The sequence below is a fragment of the Roseobacter sp. genome (assembly GCF_024639605.1).
Classification (GTDB): domain Bacteria; phylum Pseudomonadota; class Alphaproteobacteria; order Rhodobacterales; family Rhodobacteraceae; genus Roseobacter.
In genome coordinates, this window is record NZ_JAHEHZ010000080.1 from 1 (window position 1) to 5,167 (window position 5,167).

Consider the following 5,167-nt stretch of genomic DNA (forward strand, 5'->3'; position numbering starts at 1 on the left):
GCTCCGAAGCCAGCGTCTGCTCTTCATCCTCATCGGACAGCTCTTCCTCTGCAGCGGGCTGTTCCGGCAGATCATCGGCAGCAAGCTCATCTTCCGTGAGAATCAGATCATCGTCGCGTCCGGTGCTGATGATCTCTTCGGGCGCCGGTACGAAGCCGTCTGCATCGGTTCTGACCAATTCAGGTTCATCTTCGTAAAGAGCGTTCTGACCGGTCTCGTCGTCGGCAGTTTGAAAAAACTGCTGGCTGAATGTGGTCTCGTCATCCCCGTTCTGCGCTTCGTCTTCTTCTCGATCCGTATCCTGAGCTTCACCGGCGTCGGTTGCCGTGTCCTCCTCTGCTGTGGCGCCGGCTTCTATGCGGCTGAGAACTGCACTCAGATCATCCTCTTCTTCGGCTTCGTCCGCAGAGCCCGCCTCAGACAGCAACTGGTCATCGGCATCTAGCGCGAATTCAATGTCCCGCGTGACTGCGGACAAAGGGTCCTCTGATACCGCCACCCCGTCGTCCTGTGACGGGTCTGCGTCGCTCTGAACACCCATGGCCTCAAAGCTCGGGGCAGAGGCCGCGGCAGGCACGCTCTCCTCTTCGTCGTAAACGCCGGTGGTTTCAGTCACCACGACCTGCCGGGAAACAACCGCGCGGATCCGGGCGAGCCGGTCCGTGATGCTGCCTGCGGCGGGGGCTCTGGTGGTCTCAGCGACCACGCCCGGCTGCGTGTGTTCTTCGTCTTCAAACACGGTTTCAGCCGGGGTGGACCCGGCAGGAGGAACCGGAATGCCGGCCGTAAAAAATTCATCAGCGCTGGTCGGTGCTTCAGCGCCAACAGGCGCGGAATGTGCTGTATCGATGGAAAAGGGCTGCGCCGGCTCGGCCTGCGACAGGTGCGCGGGATCCTCCGGTGGCAGCGGCGCGGGCGTATATGCGCCCTGCCATTGAGCGGGCTCTGCGGTCTCAGGAGCCGCCGGGGCTGCCGCGGCCGGCGACACCGGAGAAGCTGTGGCAGGAGCGGCCTCAGCCACCGGCGCAGGTTCGGCGACGGGTGCCTCGCCCGGCGTGGGTTCTTCATGCGCTTTGAGCAGAATACGGCCGTCATGCTCGCTTGCCTCTACTCGGCGCGACATTTCCCGGCCGGCAATGCGAGCCAGCATGTCGGCGTCAGGCTGCGGCGGTTCGGCCCCGAAATAGCGATCATCAGCAGCCAGATCCCGGAAATACTCGGCAATTGCTTTCATTGTTTCGAAGCTGTCGTCGAAACCTTCCAGCGTACAGGAAAATGTCCCATAAGAGACTGTCAGGATCTTGTTATTATTGATCATCGGATGCTCGTCCTCTGCTTTTATCAACAAGATATTTACCAAGATGGCAGGTGCCAAAGGGGTCCGAATCTGTGATCATTTCCGTATCATTTCGTGGCGACATTGTGACTTACTCAACCAGGGACGTTAAACTTAGGTGAAAAATACCATTGTAGAGAGCCATTTACCGGTGACGCTGGTCGGTGGCGGCAGTATCGGAGCGGGTGATCTGGCCGCAGCAACTGATCTTGCGCCGGTCTGTGTGGCGGCCGATGGCGGCGCTGACGCGGCGCTCTTCGCAGGGTACAACCCCGTCGCCGTTATCGGCGATATGGACTCTATATCACCTGCTGGTCTCGCGCAAATCCCGCCCGAAAACAGGCACCCAATCACTGAACAGGACAGCACTGATTTCGACAAGGCGCTGCGCAATATCAATGCCCCGCTGATTGTCGCGGTGGGGTTTTCCGGCGGCCGTACGGATCATCAGCTCGCGGCACTGAATACAATGGTGGTGCGCTGCGACAGCCCCGTGGTTTTGCTGACTGAACGCGATGTGGTGTTTCTCTGCCCGCCGCAGATGTCGCTCCGCATGGAGGCCGGTACCCGCGTGTCGCTCTTTCCGATGGGGCCGGTCACCGGACGGTCGCAGGGGCTCAGGTGGCCGGTTGCGGGGATCAGCTTTGAGCCCGGCAAAAGGGCGGGCACGTCAAATCTTTCCACCGGCGATCTGGAACTGGAAATGCACGCGCCATTTATGCTTTGTCTGCTGCCACGCGTATTTCTGGCGGCGGTGGCGGCGCTCTTTACTCAGCTGCCAGCGCAAGGGCGGTGGCCCGCTCGCGCAGAACGACATAGAGACCTGCCGCCATCGTTATAAGAATCCCCACAAACGCCATCGGATCCGGCCAGTCACCGAAAACAAGAAACCCGAGGATCGTCGCAAAAGGGATTTCCAGATATTGCATCGGCGCCAGGGTCGTCGATGGCGCATAGCGCAGCGACCAGGTCATCAGCAGGTGTGCCAGAGTGCCAAGGAGTCCGATGCTCAGCAGCAGCGTCCAGTCAAAAGCTGATACGCTCACGATCTGTAAGTCTGTCCAGACGGTGTCCTGAAAAATCAGCAGCAAAGGCAGCAGCATCACAACCGCCATGACACCGCTGACCGCCTGCAGGCTGATCGGGTCGGTCTCACGCGCGATTTTGCGCGTGACCAGCATGAAAACCGCAAAGTTCACCGCAACGCCGACGGGCAGCAGAGCGGGCCAGCCGACTTCGGCAAAGCTGGGCTGAACCACCAGCAACGTGCCGGCAAAGCCCACAGCACAGGCGGTAATCCGACGCACGCCGACTTCTTCCTGTAATGCGTATTTTCCAAGCAGCAGCATGATAAACGGCATGACAAAGGCAATCGCGACGGCATCGGCCAGGGGCAGATAGCGCAATGCGGTCACCATCATGGCGATGCCCGCGATGTGCAGCACGGTGCGCAGAAGGGTCAGCCAGAACACGCGCGGCGTCATACGCCATAGCCTGTCGGTGAACCAGATCAGCGGAATAAGGATCAGTGCCTGTATGGCGAAACGCACCAGTACAAGTTGTCCAAGGGGGACTGTCTCACTCAGGATCTTTGCAATCGCGTCGCCCACGGGCGCCAGAATGCAGAAACCCAGCATGAGCAGGATCCCGAGCATAGGCCGGTCTAAATTCATATCAGGACGCTAGGCGCAGACAAAGTGCAGTGCAAGGAAAGGTTGAATACTGACCGGATTTAGTCGCGCGCTGACCGGAATCTCAGCAATTGGGTACATTTACGGCCAGCCCGCCCAGCGAGGTTTCTTTGTACTTTTCGGACATGTCCAGACCGGTCTGCCGCATGGTTTCGATACAGGCATCCAGCGGCACCAGATGCGTGCCGTCGCCGCGCAGCGCCAGAGAAGCGGCGGAGACAGCCTTGATTGCACCCAGACCGTTGCGCTCAATGCAGGGCACCTGTACCAGCCCTTTTACCGGGTCACAGGTCATCCCGAGGTGATGCTCAAGAGCTATTTCGGCCGCGTTTTCGACCTGACCCGGCGTTCCGCCCAGCACCGCACAGAGCCCTGCCGCCGCCATCGCGGCCGCAGAGCCGACCTCGGCCTGGCACCCGGCCTCGGCGCCCGAGATGGAGGCGTTGTATTTGACCAGTCCGCCGATCGCTGCGGCTGTGAGCAGAAAATCCTCGATATGCGCCTCAGAAGCGCCCGGCACATGCTCAAGGTAGTATTTCAGCGTCGCCGGCAGAACACCGGCCGCACCATTGGTTGGCGCTGTCACGACCTGACCGCCGGCGGCGTTTTCCTCATTGACGGCCATGGCATAGACGCACATCCAGTCGTTGATCGTATGGGGCGCGGTCAGGTTCATGCCGCGTTCGCTTTGTAGCTTGTCATAGATGCCGCTCGCCCGGCGTCGCACGCTGAGCCCGCCGGGCAGGATGCCGTCGCTGGTCAGGCCGCGCGCGATGCAGTCGTCCATCACCTCCCAGAGCCGTCTTGTGCCGCGCTGCAACTTTTCGGCGCCAACGCGGGTTTCCTCGTTGGCGCGCTTCATGGCCGCGATGCTTTTGCCTGAGGCCGATGACATCCGGAGCATTTCTGCGGCGGATTTAAACGGAAAGGGCACCGGCGCGCCCTCGTCCGTGTCTTTGCCGGCTGCCAGTTCGGCTTCGGTCAGCACAAAGCCGCCCCCGACCGAATAGAAAGTCTCGCGCAGCGTCACATCGCCCTGCGCATCCGTCGCCATCAGGATCATCCCGTTCGCATGGCCTGTCAGTTGTGTATCGTAATCAAAAATCAGATCGGTCGCGGGCGCGAACTGCAGTTCCGGCAAACCTTCGGGGCGGATGATGCCGGTATTCTGAATGTGCGTCAGTACTTTTTCGGCTTCTGCTCGGTCGTAGGTGTCAGGCACAAACCCCGCCAGCCCCAGAATGACGGCGCGGTCGGTCGCGTGCCCCACGCCGGTAAAGGCGAGACTGCCGTGCAGCGAGGCACGCAGCCCGTGGAATTCAAAGGGCGACGCGCGCATCATCTCCAGAAAGCGCGCGGCGGCGACCATCGGCCCCATGGTATGTGAGGACGACGGGCCGATTCCCACCTTGAACATATCGAATACGGAAAGAAACATGGCTCAGATCGCTGTCCCTTCGGGCGGCTGCGGCAGGTGCGGCGCCGTAAACGGGGTGGGGCCGAGACCTTCGGCCTGTTGCGCGGCTTTTGCACTGTCGCGCATTTCAAGCGCCGCCGCCATACTGTGCAGTTGCGGAAAACTATTCAGATCAAACCAGCTGTGAGCGGTGCCGCGCGGATAAAGCGCGCACCAGCGCACCATCGCTGCCAGATAGAAATCAAGTACGCTCAGTGGTGTGTCCGGCCCGCGTGCGTCATTCAGCAGACGCAGATGCGCCAGCACCGCGCGGCGGGCGTGATACCGCAGAAGTTCCTGATCACCCGGGTCATCGCCGATGTATTTTCCGGCATAAAAGAGCCGCCGCAGCTCTGCATGCAGTGTGTTCGACGCAAAAAACAACCATTTCAGAAATGTCCCGCGTGCCTGCCCGGCGGGTGCCGGCGCAAATCTGCCGCTGCGGTCGGCCAGCCACAACAGAATTGCGGCGGTTTCAAAAATCACCCCGTCGGGTGTTTCAAGCGCGGGGATAAGCCCCGCCGGGTTCAGCGCCAGATAAGCCGGTGCCCGCTGCGCTCCTGTTGCGCGGTCCACAAGCCTTGTCTCGAACGGCAGCTGCAGTTCCTCCAGCACCAGCCGCACGGGCAGGGAGGCATTGTCAGGTGCATAATGCAGGATCAGCGGAGCGGTCATGCGGCCTCA

General features: G+C 60.9%; 4 protein-coding genes and 1 pseudogene. 1 reads left to right on the plus strand and 4 read right to left on the minus strand.

From position 1 onward, the window contains the following. Positions 1-1,318, minus strand: a pseudogene (locus tag Q0M35_RS11550) (hypothetical protein); the annotation flags it as partial. A 136-nt stretch (positions 1,319-1,454) separates the two neighbouring features. Between Q0M35_RS11550 and Q0M35_RS11555 the strand changes: the two are divergent. Beyond that, positions 1,455-2,177 (plus strand): thiamine diphosphokinase, encoded by a 723-nt coding sequence (locus Q0M35_RS11555; RefSeq protein ID WP_295315363.1) that lies wholly within the window; start codon positions 1,455-1,457, stop codon positions 2,175-2,177. Here the strand turns inward: Q0M35_RS11555 and Q0M35_RS11560 are convergent. From Q0M35_RS11560 to Q0M35_RS11570, 3 genes are all read right to left on the minus strand, one after another. Beyond that, the gene (locus tag Q0M35_RS11560) at positions 2,104-3,009 is read right to left on the minus strand and encodes a DMT family transporter (protein ID WP_295315365.1); all 906 of its coding nucleotides are present in this window, start codon (positions 3,007-3,009) and stop codon (positions 2,104-2,106) included. The two genes, Q0M35_RS11555 and Q0M35_RS11560, sit on opposite strands and share 74 nt — an antisense overlap. A gap of 82 nt (positions 3,010-3,091) precedes the next feature. Then, complete coding sequence (locus Q0M35_RS11565; protein ID WP_295315367.1) at positions 3,092-4,465, minus strand: L-serine ammonia-lyase; 1,374 nt, start codon at positions 4,463-4,465, stop codon at positions 3,092-3,094. 3 nt (positions 4,466-4,468) lie between these two features. Then, the gene (locus Q0M35_RS11570; protein WP_295315369.1) at positions 4,469-5,158 is read right to left on the minus strand and encodes a glutathione S-transferase family protein; all 690 of its coding nucleotides are present in this window, start codon (positions 5,156-5,158) and stop codon (positions 4,469-4,471) included. Positions 5,159-5,167 lie beyond the last annotated feature (9 nt).